The organism is Pseudomonas sp. PAMC25584, assembly GCF_058135675.1.
On record NZ_CM176870.1, the window covers coordinates 5,320,088 to 5,338,692 of the forward strand.

An 18,605-nucleotide genomic window follows, 5' to 3' on the forward strand; every position below is an offset into this window, starting at 1 on the left:
CACTCTCTCCACGATCCCGACCACTCGCCGGGGCCTCTATTCTGGCCTATCGCAACGCTTGCAGCACCCATCAGAACACCTTCGATTTATCCGATCAGAGCAGCCGCCCATAACTTTAAGACCAAAGTTTCGCAGGCGGCAAATTGACACACCACCGCCAAGGCTTTTACTCTAGCCAACAGCGGCTGTAAATTGGTATTACCAATTACCCAAGCCGACTAAAACGTGCCTAACCAACAACAATTAGGGGCCACCCCATATGCAAACTTGGCAACAGCTCTACAGCCCGCTCGGCAGCCTCGGCCTGTCCGCACTGGCCGCCGTTATTCCAATCGTATTTTTCTTCTTGGCTCTGGCCGTGTTTCGCCTTAAAGGCCACGTCGCTGGCAGCATCACGCTTGCGCTGTCGATCCTGGTGGCAATCTTTGCCTTCCAGATGCCGGTGGACATGGCACTGGCCGCTGCCGGCTACGGCTTTGCCTACGGCCTGTGGCCAATCGCCTGGATCATCGTCGCAGCGGTATTCCTCTACAAACTGACGGTCAAAAGCGGCCAGTTCGAGATCATCCGCAGCTCGGTGCTGTCGATTACCGACGACCAACGCCTACAGGTCTTGCTGATCGGTTTCTGCTTCGGCGCATTCCTGGAAGGTGCCGCCGGCTTCGGTGCTCCCGTGGCGATTACCGCCGCGCTGCTGGTCGGCCTGGGTTTCAACCCGCTGTACGCCGCCGGCCTGTGCCTGATTGCCAACACCGCACCTGTCGCCTTCGGCGCCCTGGGGATTCCGATCATCGTCGCCGGACAAGTGACCGGCATTGACGCGTTCAAGATCGGCGCCATGACCGGTCGCCAATTGCCACTGCTGTCGCTGTTCGTACCGTTCTGGCTGGTGTTCATGATGGACGGCCTGCGCGGCGTGCGCGAAACCTGGCCGGCCGCCTTGGTGGCAGGCCTGAGCTTTGCCGTCACCCAATACTTCACGTCCAACTTCATCGGCCCGGAACTGCCGGACATCACCTCGGCCCTGGCCAGCCTGGTTTCCTTGACCCTGTTCCTGAAAGTCTGGCAACCCAAGCGCACCGCCGGCGCACAGATTGCCGGTGCAACCTCCAACGCAACGGTCACCGCCAGCGTCGGCGGCTTCGGCCTGCCACGCAGCACTGTCGCTTCGCCCTACAGCCTGGGGCGAATCTTCAAGGCCTGGTCGCCGTTCCTGATCCTGACCGTGCTGGTGACCATCTGGACCCTCAAGCCATTCAAGGCGATGTTCGCTGCGGGCGGCTCGATGTACAGCTGGGTGTTCAACTTCGCGATCCCGCACCTGGACCAAATGGTGGTCAAGGTTGCGCCTATCGTGACCAATCCGACGGCCATCCCCGCCATATTCAAACTGGACCCGATTTCAGCGACCGGCACCGCGATCTTCTTTTCCGCGCTGATCTCGATGCTGATATTGAAGATCGACATCAAAACTGGTCTTACCACTTTGAAAGAGACCTTCTACGAACTGCGCTGGCCGATCCTGTCCATCGGCATGGTGCTGGCCTTCGCCTTCGTCACCAACTACTCGGGCATGTCCTCGACCATGGCGTTGGTCCTGGCCGGCACCGGTGCAGCCTTCCCGTTCTTCTCGCCGTTCCTCGGCTGGCTGGGGGTTTTCCTGACAGGCTCCGACACCTCGTCCAACGCCCTGTTCAGCTCGCTGCAAGCCACCACCGCCCACCAGATCGGTGTCAACGACGTCTTGCTGGTAGCGGCGAACACCAGCGGCGGCGTGACCGGCAAGATGATTTCGCCGCAATCGATCGCCGTGGCCTGCGCCGCTACCGGTCTGGTCGGCAAGGAATCCGACCTGTTCCGCTTCACCCTCAAGCACAGCCTGTTTTTCGCCACCATCGTCGGGCTGATCACGCTGGCCCAGGCCTACTGGTTCACCGGCATGCTCGTGCATTGAAACCACAGGCAATCAAGCAATAACCGACGCCGAACAGCGATTTCGGCGTCAGCTTTCCACAACCCATCTGCCGGGCCGCTGAACACGCTGCTGCCCTGACGGACGGACAACCGGGACTACCCGGAGAACGCGCCTGATGAGCGAGCTTTTTTACAACGCCGTGCCGAATGCCACCCGTGTCGCGCCGCCCCTGGCCCAGCCACGTGAATACCCCCACGAAAAACCGCAGAAGGTCTACCTGTTCGGCACCTGCGTGGTGGACCTGTTCTATCCCGAAGCCGGCATGGACGCGATCCACCTGCTGGAGCGCGAAGGGATCTGCGTGGACTATCCCCAAGGGCAAAGCTGCTGCGGGCAACCGGCCTACACCTCGGGTTATACCGACCAGGCCCGACAAGTGGCGCGCGCGCAACTGGCGTTGTTCGCCGGCGACTACCCAGTGGTGGTGCCGTCCGGTTCCTGTGCCGGCATGTTACGCGAGCACTACGCCGACCTTTTCAAGGACGAACCCGACACCCTCAAACAAGTGCAGGCCCTCGCGGCCCGTACTTATGAGTTGGCGGAGTTCCTGTTGTTCGTGTGCAAGGTGCAACTCAACGACAGCGGGGCGCCGGTCAAAGTCGCCCTGCACACTTCATGCTCCGCGCGCAGGGAAATGAATACCCACCTCCACGGCCGCGAATTGCTGGCCCAACTGCGCAATGTCGAACGCGTCGACCACAGCCACGAAAGCGAATGCTGTGGCTTTGGTGGAACGTTCAGCGTGCGCATGCCGGACATTTCCGGCGCAATGGTGGCCGACAAGACCCGAGCCTTGCAGGAATCCGGCGCCCATCAAGTGCTGAGCGCTGATTGCGGCTGCTTGATGAACATCAATGGCGCCCTGGAGAAACAGCAAGCCGCCTTACGCGGCCAACACCTGGCCAGCTTTCTCTGGCAACGCACCGGGGGTGAGCGATGAACGCCGCTGCGCTGATTCCGACCGTCGATGTGTCGGAAGACTTCCGCACCCGCGCCCACCAGGCGCTGGGCGACACGCAACTGCGAAACAACTTTCGCAACGCGATGGATTCCCTGATGAGCAAACGGGCGGCGTCTTTCAGCGACGCCCACGAACGCGAACACCTGCGCGCCCTCGGTAACGCGGTGCGCGCCCGAGCCCTGTCGAAGCTGCCCGACCTGCTCGAACAACTGGAAGCCAACCTGACCCGTAACGGCGTGACCGTGCATTGGGCCGAAACGGTTGAAGAGGCCAATGCGATCGTCTTGTCGATCATCCGCCGGCGTGCAGCCACGCAGGTGATCAAAGGCAAATCCATGGTCAGCGAAGAGATGGAGATGAACCACGTACTTGCCACCCAAGGCATCGAATGCCTTGAGTCGGACATGGGAGAGTTTATTGTTCAACTCGACCACGAGAAGCCATCCCACATCATCATGCCGGCGATCCACAAGAACGCCAGCCAGGTCGCGTCGCTGTTCCACGAAAAACTCGGCGTGGAGTACACCAAGGATGTCGACCAGTTGATTCAGATTGGTCGCCGTGTGCTGCGGGAAAAGTTCTTCGAAGCAGATATCGGCGTCTCCGGCGTCAACTTCGCCGTGGCCGAAACCGGCACGCTGCTGCTGGTGGAAAACGAAGGTAACGGGCGTATGTCGACCACGGTGCCACCGGTGCATATCGCCGTGACCGGCATCGAGAAGGTCGTGGAAAACCTGCGTGACGTAGTGCCGTTGCTGTCGCTGCTGACCCGCTCCGCGCTCGGTCAGCCGATCACCACCTACGTCAATATGATCTCCGGCCCGCGCAAGCCCGATGAGCTCGACGGCCCAGAAGAAGTCCACCTGGTGTTGCTGGACAATGGGCGCAGCCAGGCGTTTGCCGACAGTGAACTGCGCCAGACGCTCAACTGCATTCGCTGTGGCGCCTGCATGAATCATTGCCCGGTGTATACCCGAATCGGCGGCCATGCCTACGGAGAGGTGTACCCCGGCCCGATCGGAAAAATCATCACGCCGCATATGGTCGGCCTGGCGAAAGTGCCGGACCACCCCAGTGCGTCTTCGTTGTGCGGTGCCTGTGGAGAAGTGTGCCCGGTAAAAATCCCGATCCCGGCCTTGCTGCGCCGTCTGCGGGAAGAGAACGTAAAAGCGCCGGATAGCCCACACCCCGTGATGCGCGGTCAAGGCAGCAAGTATTCGCGCCAGGAGCGGTTTGTCTGGAACGCCTGGGCCAAGCTCCACAGCTCACCGACGCTATACCGCGTGTTCACATTCGCCGCCACGCGCCTGCGCGCCCTCGTACCGAGCAATGTCGGGCCATGGACGCAAAACCATAGCGCGCCTAAACCCGCCGCCCGTTCGCTGCATGACCTGGCACGCGAGCATTTGGCCAAACAGGGAGCGCGTTGATGAGCGCCAAGCAAAATATCCTCGGCAAATTGCGCCACAGCCTGACGGGCACAACACCGGTGCCCGACAACTTCGATGAGACTCTGGTCACACAGATCTACACCTATCCGCCAGAGCAGCGCATCGCACAATTGCGCAAGCTGATGGAAGCGGTGCATACCGAGATCCACCTGACCCGCAGCGCCGAATGGCCGGCCTTGCTCGCGCAACTGCTGCAAAAGCGCGAACTGCCCAGCCTGCTCATCGCGCCGACAACCGAGCACGGTCGGCGCATCACCGAACACTGGTCGAACAACCCGCAATTGCCACGGCTCAAAGCCTATGACCGCCCAGTGGAAGAATGGAAAGCCGAGCTGTTTAATGACACACCGGCCAGCCTGACCACCACCCTCGGCGCCATCGCCGCCACCGGTAGCCTGATTCTGTGGCCCTCGCGGGAAGAACCGCGCCTGATGAGCCTGGTGCCACCGGTACATTTTGCACTGCTCAAGGCCAGTGAGATTTACGACAACTTTTATCAGGTCCAGCAGCAATTCGCCTGGGCCCAAGGCATGCCCACCAATGCCCTGCTGGTGTCCGGCCCGTCGAAGACGGCTGACATCGAACAAGTTCTGGCTTATGGCGCCCACGGTCCGAAGGACCTGGTGGTGCTGATCCTGGAGGACCAATGAGTCTGCCTGCCGCTTTCCTTGCTGACGTCACATTGCTGATCCCGAAAAGTCGTCGCTTCGACGACCCACTTTCCACCTTGGCATTTGGCACAGACGCCAGTTTTTACCGACTGATCCCACAGTTGGTGATCCGCGTCGAGTCGGAAGACGAAGTCGTGGCGCTGCTGCAACTGGCCCAGCGCGATCATGTTCCGGTGACCTTCCGCGCAGCGGGCACCAGCTTGTCCGGGCAGGCCATCAGCGATTCAGTGCTGATCGTACTGGGGGACAACTGGAACGGCCGCGAAATTCGCGGGCAAGGCACGCAGATCCGCCTGCAACCCGGCGTGATCGGCGCCCAGGCCAACGCCTGGCTGGCCCCCTTCGGGCGCAAGATCGGGCCGGATCCGGCGTCGATCAACGCCTGCAAAATCGGCGGCATCGTCGCCAACAATGCCAGCGGAATGTGCTGCGGTACGGCGCAAAACACCTACCACACCCTCGCTGGGATTCGCCTGGTACTGGCCGACGGCAGCCGCCTGGACACCGAAGATGCCGCCAGCGTCGCGGCATTTCGTCAGCAGCACAGCACGCTGCTTGAGCGCTTGGCCACACTCGGCCAAGAGACGCGGGCAAACGCTGAACTGGCCGCCAAAATCCGCCACAAATACCGCCTGAAAAATACCACCGGCCTGTCACTCAACGCCCTGGTGGATTTCGATGAGCCGCTGGATATTCTCAGCCACCTGCTGGTGGGCTCCGAAGGCACCCTGGGTTTTATCAGTGCCGTGACCTACGACACCGTCATCGACCACCCGAACAAAGCCTCGGCGCTGATCGTATTCCCCGATGTCGAGACCTGCTGCAATGCGGTAACCGTCCTGAAAACCCAACCGGTCTCAGCCGTTGAGCTGCTCGACCGACGCAGCATGCGTTCGGTGCAGGACAAGCCCGGCATGCCGGCCTTCGTACAACATCTATCGGAAAATGCCTGCGCGCTGCTGATCGAATCCCGCGCCGCATCGCCCTCTTTGCTCCACGAGCAACTGGCGCTGATCATGGCGTCCCTGGCGGCGTTTCCGGTGGAAAAACAGGTCGACTTCACCGAAGACCCCGTGGAAAACGCCCGCCTGTGGGCGATCCGCAAAGATACCTTCCCCGCCGTCGGCGCCGTGCGCAAAACCGGCACCACGGTGATCATCGAAGACGTAACCTTCCCGGTCGAACAACTGGCCATCGGCGTTAACCGCTTGATCGAGCTGTTCGACAAACATCACTACGACGAAGCCATCCTTTTCGGACACGCCCTGGAAGGCAATCTGCACTTTGTGTTCACCCAAGGCTTCAACAGCAGCGAAGAAGTCGCACGCTACCAAGCGTTCATGGACGACGTCGCGCAACTGGTGGCGGTGGAGTTTGGCGGCTCGCTGAAAGCCGAACATGGCACCGGCCGCAACATGGCGCCGTTCGTCGAGCTGGAATGGGGCAGCGACGCCTACCAACTGATGTGGCAACTCAAACGCCTGCTCGACCCCAACGGTATTCTCAACCCGGACGTGGTGCTCAGCGAAGACCCGCAGATCCACCTTAAACACCTCAAGCCGCTGCCCGCCGCCGACGAGCTTGTGGATAAGTGCATCGAGTGCGGGTTCTGCGAGCCGGTGTGCCCGTCGAAAGGCCTGACCTTGAGCCCGCGCCAGCGCATCGTGATCTGGCGCGATATCCAGGCGAAAAAACGCGCCGGCATCGACACGACTGAACTGGAAACGGCCTACCGCTACCAGGGCATCGACACCTGCGCCGCCACCGGGCTATGTGCCCAGCGCTGCCCTGTGGGAATTAACACCGGCGACCTGGTGAAAAAACTCCGGGCCCGCGACGCCGACCATACGAAAACCGCCGAATGGCTTGCCACCCACTTCGCCACTGCGCTGCAAGGCGCACGCTTTACCCTGCACGTCGCCAACGGTGCACGCATGCTGTTGGGCGCGCCGCGCCTGGCTAAGTTGTCGGCCACAGTGACCAAGCTGTCCAAGGGACAAATCCCACAATGGACCAACGCTATGCCGCAGCCGGAAAAAGCCATTCGCTTCAGCCCGGCGGTGACCGATGAGCGACCACGCGTGGTCTACCTCGCGGCGTGCGTCTCACGCGCCATGGGGCCGGCGGCTGGCGATAAAGAGCAGATGTCGCTGTACGACAAAACCCGTGGCCTGCTGGAAAAAGCCGGCTACCAAGTCGTCTTCCCCGACAACCAGGACAACCTGTGCTGCGGCCAGCCCTTTGCCTCCAAGGGCTACGCCGAACAGGCCGAACACAAGCGCCAGGAACTGATCGGCGCCTTGCTCCACGCCAGCCGTGGCGGCCTCGACCCGATCTACTGCGACACCAGCCCCTGCACCCTGCGCCTGGTGCAAGACCTGGGCGAAACACGCCTGGACCTCTACGACCCGGTTCGGTTTATCCGCACGCACCTGATGGACCGCCTCGACTTCACGCCGCAGGAGGCACCGATCGCCGTACACGTCACCTGCAGCACCCAGCACCTTGGGGAAAGCCAGGCATTGATCGACCTGGCCCGCCGCTGCTCCAAAAACGTGGTGATTCCGGAAGGCATTCATTGCTGCGGCTTTGCCGGCGACAAAGGCTTTACCACACCGGAGCTCAACGCCCACTCCCTGCGCTCGCTCAAGGACGCCGTGCAATATTGCAGCGAAGGCATCTCCACCAGCCGCACCTGCGAGATCGGCCTGAGCCAGCATGGCGGCATCGATTACCACGGGTTGGTGTACCTCGTGGACCGCGTGACCCAGCCGAGGGCACATTAAAACCCGCAAAAAACAGAACCCCTGCGCACCGGCGCAGTCATCTGCATAGGCCTCGGCGATCGAGGCTCATCAGTGATGTCGCTGGCAGCACGTGAACGCCAGCAGCGTCGAGCCCTTTTTCGCAAGGAGATACCCCTATGAAGCATTCCGCTCTTGCTGGCTTGTTCGTTACCGCCGCGATGCTGGCGTCACCGGTGTTTGCAGCCGGAAAAACCGACCAGCTGTGTCAGATTAATCTCGACAAAATCAACAACGGCAAAGCGCTGCTCGCCACCGACACCAGTGGCAAACGCGGCGAAATCGATACCGCCGTGTCTCAAGCGCAGGCCGCCCACGCGGCAGGCGATGACAAGAAGTGCATAGAGATCACGTCCAAAGCCCTGCAAGACCTACAGAACGGTGACAAAGGCGGCAATCAGTAACGTCCCGACGTTCAAGGCCAACCTTCGGGTTGGCCTTCTGTGACCGTTTGACGTACACTGCATAGGCTTGTCACTCACTAAGAAACAACGAGTTACAAGCACGGGGCCGTTTAGGATTCGACGCCGGTCGCGAAACTTTAGGTGCATGCCGAGTTGGTAACAGAACTCGTAAATCCACTGTTGCAACTTTCTATAGTTGCCAATGACGAAACCTACGGGGAATACGCTCTCGCTGCGTAAGCAGCCTTAGCCCTTCCCTCCTGGTACCTTCGGGTCCAGCAATCATCAGGGGATGTCTGTAAACCCAAAATGATTGTCATATAGAACAGAATCGCCGTGCAGTACGTTGTGGACGAAGCGGCTAAAACTTACACAACTCGCCCAAAGCACCCTGCCCGTCGGGTCGCTGAGGGTTAACTTAATAGACACGGCTACGCATGTAGTACCGACAGCGGAGTACTGGCGGACGGGGGTTCAAATCCCCCCGGCTCCACCACTTCATCATCTAAAGACGTCCACGGACGTCTTTTTTTGTGCCTGAAATCCAGTAAATACAGGGGTTTCAGCGCTTATGGGAGCTTTGGAGAGTTTCTGAGTTCCAGCCGCTTTGGTATCCCGGACTATCAAATACTATTTTCAGGATACCAAAACGGTGCTGGAGGTAGCCCCATGCCTACTAACGCACCCCGCCTCTCCGATCGCCAACTGAAAGCAGTGAAGGCAACTGGCAAAGATTTCGTCCTCAGCGACGGCGATGGCGTACAGCTTCGAGTCCGCGCGAGCGGCTCAATGATGGGGAATTTCAATTACCGCGAGCCCCTGACCAGAAGCCGTATCAATATGGCGCTTGGTCCATACCCCGACCTCTCGCTAGCCAACGCCCGAAAGAAAGCCGCAGAGGCGCGTGCGCTGCTCGCTATGGGCATTGATCCTAAAACCCAGCGTGATGAGGTAAGGCAAGCCAAACTTGCTGAGACTGAACACACTTTCGAGAAGGTGGCCACCGCCTGGTTCGAGCTGAAGAAAGACTCCGTAACCAAAGCCTACGCCGAAGACATTTGGAGATCGCTGACGCTCCATGTGTTCCCAAGCATGAAAACAACGCCGCTCTCTCAAATCACTGCTCTGATGGTTATCAAGATCCTTCGCCCAATCGAGGCCAAAGGGAGCGTCGAAACCGTGAAACGATTGAGTCAACGACTCAACGAGATCATGACCTATGGGGTCAACTCCGGGCTGATATTTGCGAACCCCCGCAATGGAATTCGGGCGGTATTCAAGAAACCCAAGAAAGAAAACATGGCTGCGCTACCACCTGAGGAGCTTCCCGAGCTCATGATGGAAATCGCGAATGCCAGCATCAAACGCACGACCCGCTGCCTGATCGAATGGCAGTTGCATACGATGACCCGCCCTGCCGAAGCAGCCACCACACGATGGGCAGATATCGACTTCGACAAGCGCATTTGGACCATTCCGCCAGAGCGCATGAAAAAGCGTCGACCGCACACAATCCCCCTGACCGATCAGGCACTTTCGTTACTGGAGACGCTCAAGCAACTCAGTGGTAACAGAGAGTACGTGTTCCCTTCAGATAGAAATCCCCGCACCCATGCCAATAGCCAGAGCGCCAACATGGCGTTGAAGCGCATGGGCTTTCAGGACCGTTTAGTCAGCCACGGCTTGCGCTCGATGGCGAGCACCATCCTGAATGAGCATGGCTGGGATCCGGAACTGATCGAGGTCGCGCTGACGCATGTCGACAAGGACGAAGTTCGTAGCGCCTACAACAGGGCGTATTACATCGAACGCCGGCGCCCGATGATGGCCTGGTGGAGTGAGCATATCCAGCGAGCAGCTACTGGAAGCCTGTCGGCATCTGCCATCAATCAAACTAGGGACCGCAATGTCGTCCCGATATGCTAAGGGATTACTGGATGTCGATAGACTTGGCGACTGTCGCCAAGTCATCTGCTTGCCTGCGCTACTCATGCCAAGCCTCTGCACAGGGGCTGGTTCCATCCGAGCGCGAACTCCTGCGGCAATCATCAGGACGATGGCAGGGGCAATAACCACGCGGGCCGATAGCATCGCCCCTCAAACCCGGCCACATTCAGTGCTCCTCCGCCGATAATCACACACAACCCGATCGCGCTATTCAGTACAGCTGTATGGAATGCCGTGGCCGGTATCGTGTGATCACCGGCAATCCTCAAGAGCCAGGTCTGCAGGCCAGTAAACAAAGCGAAAATGGCGACACCCCAGATCACCAGCAAGGTACCCAACGGCGCGATACCCAGAAGAGGACCGTAAATGCCCAAGGTCACCAAGGCCAATGCCAATGCCATCAAGGGTCGCCCAGCTAGCCATTGATCACAGCAAGGATTCCGGCAGTTAGTTCGTGCTTCACCAGCAAAAGACGGTAGTTAAGGGTGGCGGTTTCGTCCGGGATACGCTCCAGACTCACCCCCGCGATCTGGCGCAGGACGGTCGTTTCTTACAGTGCCTCTTCCATCGCCGGATCGCTGTAACCGGACCAATTTTGCATCATGTGTACGTGCAGCACCGCCATAAACGCTAAGGCCGGACGACCACCTTTGCCTTTTGGATAGTGCGGTTCGATCAGCACGATCAAGCTCTTCCAGGGCAGCACTTGATCATCTCGGTCAGGAACAATTCTTTGCGGGTCTGCTTGCGCTTGCCGACGTACTCGATGTCGACGAAAGTCATCTGCGTCATCACCGAAAGACTCGGCGATTAGTGTTCAGTGACTTCGCCAAATCAAGAAGTCTTTTTCAGAGTTTCCTTAGGTTCTTCAGCGATGTTGATCGCCAATCGCGAATTTGAATTCAATGATAAGTAACCGGCGGCAATCACCGCAGGCAACGGACTGGTCCTCGTGCGTATCGGTGACGTAGGATAAATGCCTCGACACAAGGAGAGTCACGGATGAGCGCTACCGACCCCCAATCGTTTTCCCTGGCGTTGCGCTCTTATTCAGGTGAGGTTGAGCTGCACGAACATGACTTTCATCAAATAGTCCTTTCTCAGTCCGGCTCAATGGAAATTGAGGTCGACGGACGAGGTGGCAAAGTCGACGCGAGCCAAGGCGTCGTGATTTGCGCGGGTTCCCGGCATACGTTTCTGGCCAACACCCATAACAATTTTCTGGTGTTGGATGTATCGACCGACCGTGGCGAAGCGCATAAAAGCACTTCTGCGTCACTTGACCCCCTCAACGACAAACGCTTTTTTGCGGTCAGGCCCGATATACGGCATTTGCTCGATTACGCCAGCAGCAACGGGCCACAGTTGGTCGGCTCGCTCGCGATGGCCGAGTCCTGGAGTCGGTTGCTGTTGTGTTCTTTATTGCAGCCCGAGGTTGCGCGCAGCGACCCTGGCCAGTTCATTCTCGCTCGCGCGCTGGCCTACATCGAGCAGCACCTGGCCACCGCCCTGACGGTGCATGATATTGCGCGTTATGCGGGCACCAGCGAGCGGCGCTTGTATGCCCTATTCGGGCAGCACCTGAACACAACCCCGTTCTCGCATATCGCGAACTTGCGCCTGAATCTGGCCATTGATCTGCTGCGCCAAACGTCCTTGTCGATCATTGATATTGCGCATCGCACCGGTTACGCCGACCAGAGTGCGTTAACCCATGCCCTGAAGAAAGCCCGCCACCTGACACCGGCCGTTGTGCGTAAACAAGTGCCAGACCACTGAAAAATAGCAGTCCCGAACAATTCTTTGGCGGGACTGATCAATACTCGCTCTCTCGACCTTTCTATTGTTCCCGCTTGAGGATAATCCGCAGACGGGGCTTGCATGAGCACTTCCAACCCATCCATCACCCTTGCCAAGGGCGCCGCCAGTGCGACGCTGATCGGGGTGATTGCCGTGTTTTTGTGGGCGTGCCTGGCGCTTCTGACCACCTTGACCGCCGGGATCCCGGCCTTTCAGTTGCTGGCTTCGAGCTTCGCGGTCGCGTTCGTGGCCAGCCTGTGCATGCTGGGGATGCGTGGCGCTGCCGGGTTCAGCAGCTGGCGCCAGCCCTGGCCTGTATGGGCAACGGGGTTTGCCGGCATCTTCGTCTATCACGCGTTGTATTTCTTCGCCCTGAAGGCCGCGCCTGCGGCTGAAGCCAGCCTGATTGCCTACCTGTGGCCACTGCTGATCGTTCTGCTGTCGAGCTTTGCCACCGGCGAGTCGCTGCGCAAGCGCCAGTTGCTGGGCGCGTTGCTCGGCCTTGCGGGGACGGCCTTCATCATGCAACTGCGGGCCCAGAGTGACAGTGTGGCGATGCCGGTTATCGGTTACGCCGCAGCCTTTGCGTGTGCCTGGGTCTGGGCGATTTATTCGGTGTTCAACCGGCGTTTCAGCCATGTTCCGAGCAGCATCGTCGGGGGTATTTGCGGGCTGGTGGCAGTGGCCGGAGGGCTCTGCCACCTGGCGTTCGAAACCACGGTGCAGCCTGAACCGGGCCAGTGGGCGGCAATCATTGCCCTGGGGCTGGGCCCGGTAGGCCTGGCTTTTTTCGCCTGGGACCACGCGACCAAGCACGGAAATCTATCGATGCTGGGCGCCTTGTCTTACCTGGCGCCGCTGTTCTCCACGCTGCTGCTGATTGCCGTGGGGCAAAGCGATGCCAAGCCGATCCTGATGATTCCCGCCGTGTTGATCATTGCGGGGGCGGTCATCGCCACTTCACGCTCACGCACGACCTCACGGTGATTTCGACGGGTAAGGAGACAGGGAAATGAACTTGATAGCTTCGCAGGGAACCATGAGGATCGAGAGCGACGGGCCGAGTTTTTCGGTCGCACCTACGCGGCCCTTACTCAGTCATCTGGGAAAGCCATCGTTGCTGAACAGCCGAACCGGCATCCGCCGTCGCGCCAATGGTGAGGCGCCTCGTGTGCTGCTGTTTGTGCCGCCTTACACACGCCTGATCGAGCCCACGTCATACGACAGCGCATTCGCCCGCATCGGCATTGATACGTTCGAAGTGATGAAGCGTGCCGGTACGCCTATCGGCCTGTTGCGCATCGCCACGGTAGCCCGGCGTGCCGGTTATGACGTGCAGATTGTCGATTCGCCCTTTGCCGGTTGGTCCCAGGAGCACAGCCTGGTCAAGGTCGACCAAGGGCATCTGATCCGCTACGGCCTGACCGATACGCAGATACGCGAGATCATCGAAACCGCGCAGCCCGATATTGTCGGGATCCAGTGCAACTACACCGTGCAATGGGGCAATGCACGGGCGTTGGCCGAGCTGGTAAAAACCCTCGACCCCAATCTGGTGCTGGTCACTGGCGGCGCTCACTCCAGTGGTGACTGGAAGAATGCACTGCTGGATTCGGCCTTCGACTTCGCGCTGATCAACGAAGCTGACCGGGCCTTTACACTGCTGCTCGATGCCTTGATTCACGAAGGGACAGACATCAATGCCGTACCCGGGGTGGCGTACCGCGACAGCCGAGCGCAACTGATCCGGCCCACCCAGAAATCCAGCTACCTGAGCATCATCCCCAAGCGGCAGGACCTCGAGGAGAGGCTCGGAGTGATGCCCTTGCCGGACTTCAGCTTTCTGAACATGAACCATTACCTGCAGCCTTATCACTCCTCAGGTGCGCGAGTACGCAAGCATGGCGCGTGGGCGCAGATATTCTCCACGATTGGCTGCAACGTGAACTGTAACTTCTGCTACATCCCGAAAATCAACGGCCCCTGGCGCGCACTTGGCCTGGACTGGTTTGACCTGCACCTGGCCGATCTGGTGAAACAGGGGGTCACCGAAGTCCTGATCGAGGACGATCACCTGATGCACGACCCGTTGTATGCGATGGAGGTTGGCAAGCTCCTGAAAAAACATGACTTGCCCTGGGTCGAAGAAGGCGGGTTGAGCCTTTTCAACCTAATCCTGCTGCATTTGGGCGAAGGCTTCATAGACCAGATGGATGAGAAGGAGCGCAAGAACCCGCAATATCGCAATGTGATCGAGGCGGTGAAAGGCGGACTTACGGCAAGGGAGTTCATTCGGTCGATTGCCGAAAATGGCTGCTACAACATCTACCTCGCGGTGGAGAGCGCGAACGAAGACAGCCTGGTCAATTCCAACAAATCCAGACTTAACGCGATCCAGCACTCGACGTTTGAGCTCATAGAAATTTTTACCGAGCACGGCATTCAGGTCACCGGCGGGTTCATGCTGGGGTTCGTCAATCCCCCGGGGGGGCCTGGGCAAAAGCCGTTTGTAGAGAGCCTGGAACTGATCGACCGCACCATCGATTACGCGGTCAACCTCATGGGCGCCGGCATGGCGTATGCCAACCCGTTTATCGTCACGCCGATTCCCGGAACTTCGATGTGGGAATACCAGCAGCAGTATGTGGTGCGTCACTACGACAATGGTTGGTCCCATGAGAAAGCCACCATGGCGACCGACCAGTGGAGTGCCGAGGACATCGAAAAAGCACGCATGGAGTTGCTGGTTCGGGCCAACGGGGCTGATCGTGTCAGGGAGATGGTGCGTCGCGGCACTTGGCCCGTGGACGCTTGATTGCACCCTATGAAGCGGTATTTACCCGATTGCCCTCAAGTATTCATATTTTCACTAAAGCTAAGATCTGCGTGCAGCATCCCGATCTAGAACAACGCTATACCAAGGTCGAGGACCGAGCGGTCCTCGTAGTGACCTCCAGATTTGAAACGAAGGAAAGTTTTGGACGTTGTGAGTCACTCCTCCGCGAAGTAATCACTGTCTAGCTGTTTAACCTCGTACACCTGCTTAACGCTCACGCCCAGGTTGTTCTCCACCATCAGTCGCGCCAGCTCAACACCGTCGATCAGCACCACTTTGATATCCAGCCCCAGCGCTGCGGTAAGGGCATCATCGGAGAACTCCGAGGTGGTGATAAACACGCCCTTGCGCGCACGCTGGCGAGTCAAAGCACCGATGAATTTGTCGATCTCCGGACGATGCACCGTGTTGGTCCAGCGCTTGGCCTGGAGATAGATCACGTCCAGGCCAAGCCTGTCCTCTTTGATGATGCCGTCGAGGGGCTCAGGCACTCTTCCAAAAGGACCACGCGCATGGCATTCACCACCCTGATACTGGACGCCCCTGGCCCGCCGCTGCTATGTGAGGAAGTCGACCGATTCCTTGAACTCGGGCTGGCCGTCACCCTGAACCTTCACTACTTCACCGATAAGGACAGCATCAGGAACCACTACGGCGAGCGCATTCAATATGCCCAGATCAATTGCCACGACAAGCCCGCCTTCATCGCTGCGCTGACCCAGGCCGGAGGCTACGGCGTGTTCAAGACGCGCTTGAACATCCCCCTCGATGGCGAACTGATCAACGCCGCCGCCTGCCTGGCAACACCGCTGCGCGCCATCGCCCAGGCAGGCGTAGGGCTTAACCACATCGACCGGCAAGCAGCCGGGCACGCTGGCGTGACGATACTGAACACACCAGGCGCCAACGCCCCAGCCGTCGCGGAATACGTGGTGGCCCAAGCGTTGTTTTTATCCAGGGACCTCGGCCACTACAACGCCGAAACCCACAAAGGTCATTGGTCCAAGGGCAGCCTGCCTCCCGTCCAGGAGTTCTCCGAGTTGACGCTGGGGCTGGTGGGCACTGGCGACATCGCGCTAATCCCAGAGGACACAAGGAAGACCTCAGCGATGCCATGGGCCGCCCGAACATTGTGTGTCAGTGCGCCGACATGAGGCACTGGAGCGCTCGTTCAACTTGACGGGCAAAGCCTGGACATTGCGCGACAGCCCTATCGGCGTGGAGGGAGGCTCGGCCGGAGATTAGACTGTTTAGCCTCCCCGGCTCCTCGAACGACATGAATTGCCGGACTTCGCAGGCAGTCTAAAAGACATCGATCTAAATAATTCTCAACAATAAGAAATAGCAAGTTAGCCAACTAACTATTTAAAGTATCCGCGCGGATAGACACTCATCTGCTCTCATATCGTTTTAACCATAAATCCGCCCAGTATATTTTTTCACATATATTTTACATTCCGTTGCATATGCTAATGTCATTACGACACTAACGCTGTTTAACCAGGCTCAGGGAGTGTGTATGACCGGTGTATTGGCATCTGTTAACAGCCGCACACAACTGGTTGGGCAGAATAGGCTCGAACTGTTGCTATTCCGTTTCAATAACCACCAACTGTACGGGATCAACGTATTTAAAGTTCGGGAAGTTATTCGCTGCCCGAAGCTATCTTCGATACCAAAGTCTAATAGCAATATTTGTGGCGTGGCCAATATCCGAGGTGTCTGCATCCCTATTCTTGACCTTGCCATGGCAACGGGACTGCCCGGCGTCGAAGATCAGGAAAGCGCTTTTATCATACTTACGGAGTACAACAATCGCGTTCAGGGCTTCCTCGTCTACGCAGTCGAGCACATCGTCAACTTGAACTGGGAAGACATTCATCCGCCGCCCAAGGGCAGTGGTGAAAACAATTACCTGACCGCAGTGACCCGCACGGACGATCGCCTGGTCGAGATCATCGATGTTGAAAAGGTCCTGACAGAAATATCGCCATCGTCCGAGGAAATATCCAGCGGCGTGATCGATCACGACGTCACCCAACAAGCCCGACACCTGCGTGTATTGACCGTGGACGACTCGATGGTCGCGCGCAAACAGGTGACCCGCTGCCTGGAAACCGTGGGCGTCGAGGTGGTGGCCTTGAACGATGGCCGGCAAGCACTTGACTACCTGCACGCCATGCTCGACGAAGGGCGCAAGCCCGATGAGGAGTTTCTGATGATGATCTCCGACATCGAGATGCCAGAGATGGACGGTTACACCTTGACCGCCGAGATCCGTAACGACCCGCGCATGGCCAACCTGCACATTGTGCTGCACACCTCGCTCTCGGGGGGCTTCAACCAGGCCATGGTCAAGAAAGTCGGCGCCGATGATTTCCTGGCCAAGTTCCGCCCCGATGACCTGGCCGGCCGTGTCATCTCACGTATCAAAGCCGTCAATCCGAACTGAAGTTCTATTACTACAAGACTCAAGCCAAGGAGGCTGTAAGGAAGCGAATAAGAAAAAATCAACAGAGGGCAGATCATGTCGAAATGTAGTGAGCTCTATCATCTGGTGTCAGACAACGAAGCCAGGCCATTCTGGAAGGACTGCGCGCGTGACGCGCAAGCGGACATCCGGTGCGCCATGGGCTGTGGCGCGCAGCTGGCCGAGACGCCCCAATTATCAGACCCGGCCCCCGCGCCCGCAGCGGCTGCGATCGCCCCCACCGGAATGAACGACGAGTTGGTCGCCGCCCAGGAAATCTGCGCCCGCGCCAAGACCGCCGTGGTCGAGATGTTCAGCCATGCCCGCATGGGCCGCGCCCTGGAGCTGGAACATATCGGCGCGCTGATAGACGACATTTCCTCTTCGATCGCACGTCATCCCAACGCTTTTATCAGCCTGGCACGCCTGAAAAGCTTGGACGATTACACCTATATGCATTCGGTCGCCGTGTGCGCACTGATGATTGCCCTGGGCAACCAGCTGGACCTGCCTGCTGCGTTGATTCGCCGGGTGGGAATGGCCGGCCTGCTGCATGACGTCGGTAAAATGGCCATACCGAGCGCCATCCTCAACAAGCCTGGACGCTTGAGCAGTGACGAATTTGAGCTGGTCCGCACCCACCCGCTGGAAGGCGAGAAAATCCTGCAGGCGACCTCGCCGCTGTGCGACATGGTCGTGGATGTCTGCCTGCACCACCATGAACGGGTCGACGGCAGCGGCTACCCCCATCAGTTGGTGGGCGACCAGATCAGTCTTTTTGCGCGAATGGCCGCCGTTTGCGATGTCTATGACGCAATCACCTCGGACCGATCCTACAACCGAGGCTGGGACCCCGCCGTCGCGATTCAGCAAATGTCGACATGGGACGGGCATTTCGATGATGAGGTGTTCCGTGCGTTTTTGAAGTCCGTGGGCATTTATCCAGTCGGGTCTATCGTTCAATTGAAAAGTGGCAGTATCGGCGTAGTGATCGAACAACATCCCGACTCATTATTGACGCCAAAAATAAAGTTATTCTTCTTGCCGGTGTTAAATATCTATATCACCCCAAGAATAGTCGACCTGAGTGATCCCGAACAAACCGATCGCATCATTGCGCGCGTGCCGGCACAGCGCTATGGCTTTAAAAATACCGAACGTTTATGGCTCGACGATGAGGCGTCAGAACAGAACTAAGCGACTACCCAGCTGTACCGCATTTATATGCTTAAGCAGCCCATGATCAAGCAGTAAGCCTTGTAAACAAAAAACTGGAATGCCGACAT

Annotated in this window: 14 protein-coding genes, 1 other RNA gene and 2 pseudogenes; 14 read left to right on the forward strand and 3 right to left on the reverse strand. The window is 58.5% G+C overall.

Annotated features, from left to right (window positions below; translation table 11 throughout):
* Nucleotides 1–259 precede the first annotated feature (259 nt).
* The 8 genes from ACS5Q8_RS24835 (at nt 260) to ACS5Q8_RS24870 (ending at nt 10,192) form a co-directional block, all read left to right on the forward strand.
* Complete coding sequence (locus ACS5Q8_RS24835) at nt 260–1,954, forward strand: lactate permease LctP family transporter (protein WP_276194937.1); 1,695 nt, start codon at nt 260–262, stop codon at nt 1,952–1,954.
* A gap of 136 nt (nt 1,955–2,090) precedes the next feature.
* Nucleotides 2,091–2,915, forward strand: a complete 825-nt coding sequence (locus tag ACS5Q8_RS24840; protein ID WP_426100630.1) for a (Fe-S)-binding protein — start codon at nt 2,091–2,093, stop codon at nt 2,913–2,915.
* Nucleotides 2,912–4,366 carry a LutB/LldF family L-lactate oxidation iron-sulfur protein gene (locus ACS5Q8_RS24845; RefSeq protein WP_276194939.1) on the forward strand — a complete coding sequence of 485 codons (1,455 nt, stop codon included), beginning with the start codon at nt 2,912–2,914 and terminating at the stop codon, nt 4,364–4,366. The genes ACS5Q8_RS24840 and ACS5Q8_RS24845 overlap by 4 nt, the downstream gene beginning before the upstream one ends.
* Nucleotides 4,366–5,037, forward strand: coding sequence for a LutC/YkgG family protein (locus tag ACS5Q8_RS24850; protein ID WP_276194940.1), 672 nt, complete (start codon nt 4,366–4,368; stop codon nt 5,035–5,037). The genes ACS5Q8_RS24845 and ACS5Q8_RS24850 overlap by 1 nt, the downstream gene beginning before the upstream one ends.
* Nucleotides 5,034–7,844, forward strand: coding sequence for an FAD-binding and (Fe-S)-binding domain-containing protein (locus ACS5Q8_RS24855; RefSeq protein ID WP_247395662.1), 2,811 nt, complete (start codon nt 5,034–5,036; stop codon nt 7,842–7,844). The genes ACS5Q8_RS24850 and ACS5Q8_RS24855 overlap by 4 nt, the downstream gene beginning before the upstream one ends.
* Before the next feature lie 137 nt (nt 7,845–7,981).
* The gene (locus ACS5Q8_RS24860; RefSeq protein ID WP_247395660.1) at nt 7,982–8,266 is read left to right on the forward strand and encodes a PA2433 domain-containing protein; all 285 of its coding nucleotides are present in this window, start codon (nt 7,982–7,984) and stop codon (nt 8,264–8,266) included.
* Between the two features lie 102 nt (nt 8,267–8,368).
* Nucleotides 8,369–8,762, forward strand: a transfer-messenger RNA (tmRNA) gene (ssrA, locus tag ACS5Q8_RS24865).
* Nucleotides 8,763–8,935: 173 nt separating this feature from the next.
* Nucleotides 8,936–10,192 (forward strand): integrase domain-containing protein, encoded by a 1,257-nt coding sequence (locus ACS5Q8_RS24870; protein ID WP_426100626.1) that lies wholly within the window; start codon nt 8,936–8,938, stop codon nt 10,190–10,192.
* A gap of 122 nt (nt 10,193–10,314) precedes the next feature.
* Here the strand turns inward: ACS5Q8_RS24870 and ACS5Q8_RS24875 are convergent, their stop codons facing one another.
* Both ACS5Q8_RS24875 and ACS5Q8_RS24880 read right to left on the reverse strand, forming a co-directional pair.
* The gene (locus ACS5Q8_RS24875; RefSeq protein WP_465159532.1) at nt 10,315–10,614 is read right to left on the reverse strand and encodes an MFS transporter; all 300 of its coding nucleotides are present in this window, start codon (nt 10,612–10,614) and stop codon (nt 10,315–10,317) included.
* Between the two features lie 17 nt (nt 10,615–10,631).
* A pseudogene (locus ACS5Q8_RS24880) lies at nt 10,632–11,005 on the reverse strand (transposase); the annotation flags it as partial.
* Between the two features lie 210 nt (nt 11,006–11,215).
* On the opposite strand from ACS5Q8_RS24880, the gene ACS5Q8_RS24885 reads away from it, so the two are divergent.
* From ACS5Q8_RS24885 to ACS5Q8_RS24895, 3 genes are all read left to right on the forward strand, one after another.
* Nucleotides 11,216–11,992 carry an AraC family transcriptional regulator gene (locus tag ACS5Q8_RS24885; RefSeq protein WP_276194943.1) on the forward strand — a complete coding sequence of 259 codons (777 nt, stop codon included), beginning with the start codon at nt 11,216–11,218 and terminating at the stop codon, nt 11,990–11,992.
* 102 nt (nt 11,993–12,094) lie between these two features.
* Nucleotides 12,095–13,000 (forward strand): aromatic amino acid exporter YddG, encoded by a 906-nt coding sequence (yddG, locus tag ACS5Q8_RS24890; RefSeq protein ID WP_276194944.1) that lies wholly within the window; start codon nt 12,095–12,097, stop codon nt 12,998–13,000.
* A 130-nt stretch (nt 13,001–13,130) separates the two neighbouring features.
* Nucleotides 13,131–14,828, forward strand: coding sequence for a B12-binding domain-containing radical SAM protein (locus ACS5Q8_RS24895; protein ID WP_465159533.1), 1,698 nt, complete (start codon nt 13,131–13,133; stop codon nt 14,826–14,828).
* A gap of 176 nt (nt 14,829–15,004) precedes the next feature.
* Here the strand turns inward: ACS5Q8_RS24895 and ACS5Q8_RS24900 are convergent, their stop codons facing one another.
* The gene (locus ACS5Q8_RS24900; protein WP_465159534.1) at nt 15,005–15,340 is read right to left on the reverse strand and encodes a restriction endonuclease; all 336 of its coding nucleotides are present in this window, start codon (nt 15,338–15,340) and stop codon (nt 15,005–15,007) included.
* Nucleotides 15,341–15,361: 21 nt separating this feature from the next.
* On the opposite strand from ACS5Q8_RS24900, the pseudogene ACS5Q8_RS24905 reads away from it, so the two are divergent.
* From ACS5Q8_RS24905 to ACS5Q8_RS24915, 3 genes and pseudogenes are all read left to right on the forward strand, one after another.
* Nucleotides 15,362–15,961: pseudogene (locus tag ACS5Q8_RS24905) on the forward strand (NAD(P)-dependent oxidoreductase); the annotation flags it as partial.
* A 407-nt stretch (nt 15,962–16,368) separates the two neighbouring features.
* A complete protein-coding gene (locus ACS5Q8_RS24910) occupies nt 16,369–17,301 on the forward strand; it encodes a chemotaxis protein CheV (protein WP_276194947.1) in 933 nt (310 codons plus the stop codon).
* Between the two features lie 75 nt (nt 17,302–17,376).
* Complete coding sequence (locus ACS5Q8_RS24915) at nt 17,377–18,516, forward strand: HD-GYP domain-containing protein (RefSeq protein ID WP_465159535.1); 1,140 nt, start codon at nt 17,377–17,379, stop codon at nt 18,514–18,516.
* Nucleotides 18,517–18,605: the final 89 nt, after the last annotated feature.

Bases quoted from the DNA above. Each gene is read 5' to 3' on its own strand.
- ACS5Q8_RS24860 (WP_247395660.1), top strand. From the start codon at position 7,982: ATGAAGCATTCCGCTCTTGCTGGCTTGTTCGTTACCGCCGCGATGCTG.
- yddG (WP_276194944.1), top strand. From the start codon at position 12,095: ATGAGCACTTCCAACCCATCCATCACCCTTGCCAAGGGCGCCGCCAGT.
- ACS5Q8_RS24845 (WP_276194939.1), top strand. From the start codon at position 2,912: ATGAACGCCGCTGCGCTGATTCCGACCGTCGATGTGTCGGAAGACTTC.
- ACS5Q8_RS24855 (WP_247395662.1), top strand. From the start codon at position 5,034: ATGAGTCTGCCTGCCGCTTTCCTTGCTGACGTCACATTGCTGATCCCG.
- ACS5Q8_RS24835 (WP_276194937.1), top strand. From the start codon at position 260: ATGCAAACTTGGCAACAGCTCTACAGCCCGCTCGGCAGCCTCGGCCTG.
- ACS5Q8_RS24870 (WP_426100626.1), top strand. From the start codon at position 8,936: ATGCCTACTAACGCACCCCGCCTCTCCGATCGCCAACTGAAAGCAGTG.
- ACS5Q8_RS24850 (WP_276194940.1), top strand. From the start codon at position 4,366: ATGAGCGCCAAGCAAAATATCCTCGGCAAATTGCGCCACAGCCTGACG.
- ACS5Q8_RS24875 (WP_465159532.1), bottom strand. From the start codon at position 10,614: ATGGCATTGGCATTGGCCTTGGTGACCTTGGGCATTTACGGTCCTCTT.
- ACS5Q8_RS24840 (WP_426100630.1), top strand. From the start codon at position 2,091: ATGAGCGAGCTTTTTTACAACGCCGTGCCGAATGCCACCCGTGTCGCG.
- ACS5Q8_RS24915 (WP_465159535.1), top strand. From the start codon at position 17,377: ATGTCGAAATGTAGTGAGCTCTATCATCTGGTGTCAGACAACGAAGCC.
- ACS5Q8_RS24885 (WP_276194943.1), top strand. From the start codon at position 11,216: ATGAGCGCTACCGACCCCCAATCGTTTTCCCTGGCGTTGCGCTCTTAT.
- ACS5Q8_RS24910 (WP_276194947.1), top strand. From the start codon at position 16,369: ATGACCGGTGTATTGGCATCTGTTAACAGCCGCACACAACTGGTTGGG.